Source organism: Mycobacterium sp., assembly GCF_035653355.1.
Taxonomy (GTDB): domain Bacteria; phylum Actinomycetota; class Actinomycetes; order Mycobacteriales; family Mycobacteriaceae; genus Mycobacterium.
Genome location: NZ_DASRBZ010000121.1, coordinates 1 through 4,746 on the forward strand (window position 1 = coordinate 1; position 4,746 = coordinate 4,746).

Annotated in this window: 6 protein-coding genes; 1 reads left to right on the plus strand and 5 read right to left on the minus strand. The window is 63.5% G+C overall.

Features of this window, described 5'->3' with window-relative positions:
• The 4 genes from VFA16_RS03800 to VFA16_RS03815 form a co-directional block, all read right to left on the minus strand.
• On the minus strand, positions 1–288 hold a 288-nt coding region (locus VFA16_RS03800), incomplete at its 3' end, for an HAD family hydrolase (protein WP_414687632.1).
• Between the two features lie 87 nt (positions 289–375).
• Positions 376–1,248, minus strand: coding sequence for a lysophospholipid acyltransferase family protein (locus VFA16_RS03805; protein WP_324966531.1), 873 nt, complete (start codon positions 1,246–1,248; stop codon positions 376–378).
• On the minus strand, positions 1,241–2,029 hold the full coding sequence (locus tag VFA16_RS03810; protein WP_324966532.1) for a lysophospholipid acyltransferase family protein: 789 nt from the start codon (positions 2,027–2,029) through the stop codon (positions 1,241–1,243). Before VFA16_RS03810 ends, VFA16_RS03805 begins: the two co-directional genes overlap by 8 nt.
• Before the next feature lie 4 nt (positions 2,030–2,033).
• The gene (locus VFA16_RS03815) at positions 2,034–2,813 is read right to left on the minus strand and encodes a 1-acyl-sn-glycerol-3-phosphate acyltransferase (protein WP_324966533.1); all 780 of its coding nucleotides are present in this window, start codon (positions 2,811–2,813) and stop codon (positions 2,034–2,036) included.
• 207 nt (positions 2,814–3,020) lie between these two features.
• Here VFA16_RS03815 and VFA16_RS03820 point away from each other — a divergent pair, with 207 nt between their 5' ends.
• Entirely contained in the window at positions 3,021–3,896 is an 876-nt protein-coding gene (locus VFA16_RS03820) for an FkbM family methyltransferase (RefSeq protein WP_324966534.1), read from the plus strand.
• Positions 3,897–3,953: 57 nt separating this feature from the next.
• Here VFA16_RS03820 and VFA16_RS03825 read toward each other — a convergent pair.
• A partial coding sequence (locus tag VFA16_RS03825) for an SGNH hydrolase domain-containing protein (protein WP_324966535.1) occupies positions 3,954–4,746 on the minus strand: 793 nt, incomplete at its 5' end.

The following is a 4,746-nucleotide window of genomic DNA, read 5'->3' on the forward strand; positions in this document are numbered from 1 at the left end:
CTCTGCTAGCTGGGCCAGCGCGTCGACGGGCAACGTGCGCGCGGACACCACCCGGTCGGCGGCCGAGTCATAGATGACTGCGCCGTTGGCGCACACCGCCATTGGCGCAAACCCGAGGTCGTCGACGAGGGGCCGCACCCAGCGCGGCGGGCGGCCGGTGGCCAGAATAAACGTGACTCCCGCGGCGATGGCCGCGCGAACAGCGCTGCGCGTACGGGGCGTAATGGTGTCATCGTCGCCGACGAGGGTGCCGTCCACGTCGCTGGCGATGAGCGCCGGCAGCGTCATCGGGTCGATCCCGGTTCGCCACTGGCGAGCGTCACTGCTGTAAGCCGGCTGGCCAGGCCAGTTCGATGCACGACATCCGCCCCGTCGTCAGGCGCTGTGCCGTGCGTGTTGGCTGTTGGTCGAGAAGCGCAATCGCCGTTGCGGCTTATCGTCGATATCAGCGCGATCCACGTTGGCGACCCGCTGGCGACGGCGGTAGAACCACACTCGCTCACGCACGGCTTGCACTCGCTTCGCCCGTTTGGCGAGTTCGGCTTCGTCGAGCAGCTTGGCTTCCTCGGGGGTGGGTGCTCCTCCACCCAGCCGTCGCGGCACCCAATAAGCGCCGGGCGGATGCGGGTAGGACTCCTGCGTCTCATGCAGCAGCTTGGTCATCGCCTCGCGTAGTGCGGCGAGGGTGTCGTCCATCGTGTCCATCGGATATATCGGTGCTCCGATATTGACGGTGATCGGAATCTTGCTGCGGCCCAAGTGTTTTGGATGGTCCTTGGTCCAGATGCGCTGCACGCCCCAGACGATCATCGGAATGATCGGGACATTTGCTTCGTGGGCCATCCGGGCGGCACCGGTTTTGAACTCCCGCAGTTCGAAGCTGCGGGTGATCGTGGCCTCTGGATGAACCCCGACCAGTTCCCCCTCACGCAGCCGCTCGACGGCCACGGCGTAGGCGCCGGCTCCGGCGCTGCGGTCCACCGGGATGAGTTTGACGTGTTTGATCACAAATTTGACCGAGCGCACTTGCTGCATTTCGGCTTTGATCAAGAACCTGAGCCGGCGCCCGCGGCGCGTCGCGGCATACTCAGCGGGAACCCAGTCGACGTAGCTAGTGTGGTTCATCGCGATCACTGCGCCGCCGCGTTCGGGAATGTTTTCCTCTCCGATGAAGGTGATCTTGATTCCGTTGACCGCGATTGCGGCCTTGAGAATGATTTCGATCGTGCGAAATACCGGCTCAGCCATGCTCGCTATCCCTCCCCCCAGGCGACCTCGACCCGGACTCGTGCGTTGCACGGCTGGCTGCCCGCGCCGCTGCTTCCTTCGCCTCCAATTGGGCGGCCTCGTCGGCTGACGGGGCGCCGCCACCGAGCCGTCGCGGCACCCAGTACGCCCCTTGCGGGTGCGGATACTCCTGCTGCACCCGGTGCAGCAACGGCGTCATCGCATCGCGCAACGCGGTGGTGAGCTCGTCGGCGTCACCTTCGGCAGGCAGCATCGAGCCGACCGCCACTGTTATCAGAATCTTTTTGTGTCCCAGGCTCTTCGGGTGATCCTTGGTCCATACCCGTTGAGAGCCCCAGACAATCATCGGGACGATCGGGACCTGTGCTTCCAGCGCCATCCGAGCCGCACCGGTCTTGAACTCCTTGAGTTCGAAGCTGCGGCTGATGGTGGCCTCCGGCATGATTCCCACCACCTCGCCGTCGCGCAACCGCTGCACGGCAACCGCGTACGCCTCGGAGCCCGCAGAGCGATCGACGGGAATCGTCTTGGTGTGCTTGATCAGGTAGTTGACCACCTTCACCTGCTGCATCTCGGCTTTGATCATGTACCGGATACGCCGGCCCCGACGGTGGACGGCAAGACCGGCAAACAACCAGTCGAGGTAGCTGGTGTGGTTCATCGCGACCACTGCGCCACCGGTTTGGGGAATGTTTTCCAGGCCCTGATAGGTGATCTGGCTGCCGAGCGCTTTGACCACGGCCTTGGCTGCGATCTCCAGTGTGCGGAAAACAGGCTCCATGCCGTCACTCCGGCGCACCGGCCGTATCCGGCCGGCGGGCCGCTTTGGCGGCAGCGCGCCTGCTGGCTTCCTCCGCGTCCAGGCGGGCGGCCTCGGCCAGCGTCGGCGCCCCGCCCCCGAGCCGGTGCGGCACCCAGAACTCGCCGGCCGGGTGCGGCCCATAGGATTCCTGCACTTTTTCCAGCAGATGCTGCATACGGGAATGCAGCAGGGTGGTCAGCTCCGGGGCGGGCAACGTGGGCTGGATCGGTTCACCGACCGCGACCGCGACCGGCACCTTGGGGCGAAGCAGCTTCTTGGGATGATCTTTGGTCCAGATCCGCTGCGCGCCCCACACGATGTGCGGGACGATCGGCACGCCCGCCGCAATCGCCATCCGGGCGGCTCCGGTCTTGAGCTCCTTGATCTCGAAGCTGCGGCTGATCGTCGCTTCCGGATAGACACCAACCAGTTCCCCCGCCTTGAGCATTTCGACGGCCTTCTCGAAGGAGGCCGCTCCGCTCTGGCGGTCCACCGGAATGTGCCGCAGCTTGCGCATGATCGGTCCGGAAACGTTGTGGTCGAACACTTCCTGTTTGGCCATGAAACGCACCTTGCGGCCACGGCCCTGCTTGTAGGCGGGCAACCCCGCGAAGGTGAAGTCGAAGTAGCTGGTGTGGTTGATCGCGATCACCGCGCCGCCCGTCTCCGGCAGGTGCTCCACCCCGGTGACGGTGAACCTGATTCCCTGCAGGCGCCAGGTCAGGCGCGCGAGCTGAATGATTGTCCCGTATACCGGTTCCACAAGGGTCCAGCCTAGTGCGCGTCGGCAAGGCCCTGGATCGGTCGGCGGCTTCGCAGGTGGAGTGCTGCCCAGAGATAAACCGCTCATTGACGCGACACAGCCACGCTACTATTCCGGCCGGGGTTGTCTTTTAGCTCTGCACCGACCGCCACAACCGCCAGATTGCTAGCCAACAACCGCTAGCGGCTTGGCATTATGGAGAACCATATGAAGCGCCCGAACCTGATCATCGACGTCGGCATGCACGATGGACAGGACACGGCGTTCTATCTCGCCAAGGGTTTTGACGTCGTCGCGATCGAGGCGAACCCTGGACTCGTTGAGGCCGCGCACGATCGCTTCGCTTCAGAGATCGATTCGGGGCGCTTGCAGATCTTCCCCGTCGCGATCGCCGAGACAGCAGGGACATTGCCGCTGGCTGTCTGCGAAGAGCAATCGATTTGGAGTTCGATGTCAGACGCTTTCATCGAGCGCAACGAGTCGATGGTGGGCGTGAAGTACCACTACGTTGACGTGCCGACGCGCACATTCGAAAGCATTCTTGAGGAGGTCGGAGTCCCGCATTACCTCAAGGTCGACATCGAGGGCTCGGACATGCTCTGTGTCCGCGCTCTGAAGCACCTCGACAGCGTGCCGGACTTCATATCCATTGAATCGAGCGTGAGTTCTCCGCCTGGTTCGTTTGACTCGGTGTTCGACGAGCTATCAACGCTGTGGGAGCTGGGGTATCGCCGTTTCGCCTACGTCGATCAGACGAAAATTCCGAGGCATAAGCCGCCCAATCCGCCCAGAGAAGGCCGCTTCGTCGACGCTAAGCTCACCACGAACACCACCGGATTGTTCGGCGAAGAGCTGCCAGTTCGGTGGGAGACCATCGACAAAGCCTTGCGACGAGGGCAAGCCCTGCATCGCAGATACAACCTCACCGGCTTCGGCGGCCAGGCGACGCGAATGGTGCAACGAACAGTCTCGAGTCCGCTTTTGGATCTCAAAGACCACCCTGTCACACAACGCGTCGTTGGGATCACGGCAGGGCTTTTCGGCCTATTCAAGTGGTACGACCTGCACGCCCGGTTGGACTGAAGCGGCGTCGGCCGAGTTGCTTTGGAGCTAGAGCGTGGCCGTCAAGTCTTCGGGTTGTCAACTCCGCGCGAGCGCGCGGTCGACCAGCGCCCGAATAACCGGGGCCAACAGCCGGGAGTACTCCAGCGTCACGTGATGGTCGTCGGGGTACACAAGGGTGTTGCCCACGATGACCGGGCAGCGTTCAGCGGTGCAGAACAGCGCCGTGATGTCGGCGTATTGTCCGCCACCGGCTTTAGTGGCCGCGGTCTCACCCGCGATACCGGATTCATCGACCGCCGTGGACCTCTGGGGTGAGCAGGCGGTTGCATCATCGAGGTGCTCGGACAGGCAGATCGGAACCAGTGATTGCGGATCTGGGATCGGCCCGAGCACCAGCACCTGCGCACCAGTGCCACGCAGTTGCTGCACCATCCGGGTTAAGCTGCCCATCCACGCTCGGTCGTATGACCTGAAACTCGAGGTCAAAACGTACCCGGTGCCGTATTGCCGGGACATGCTCACCACGACCAGCCGCGGGTGCTCGGCACGTAACCGGGCAAGAATCTGGCTGCGCCACTGATCGCACTCGGTGTAGTCCCGGCGCAGTAAAGGAGTGTTGATCGGCAGCTCCATCGGTGGGCAAGCAACCTTGGTTAGGTTTTCCAGCCGCAAGTGCCGCTGTGCGGCCACCTGCTGGAACGCCGGGCTCCACATTGTGGCATTCGAGTCGCCGAACAAGGCCACCGTCGTTGTCGAGGCGATGTCGCCCGTTGCGCACTCGGGCTGTCCCACTTGGAAGTAATTACGCATGCAGCCGTCGACCAACATTGCCTTTTGTCCGGCTGCCGCGTCGGCAAGTGGCGGGTCG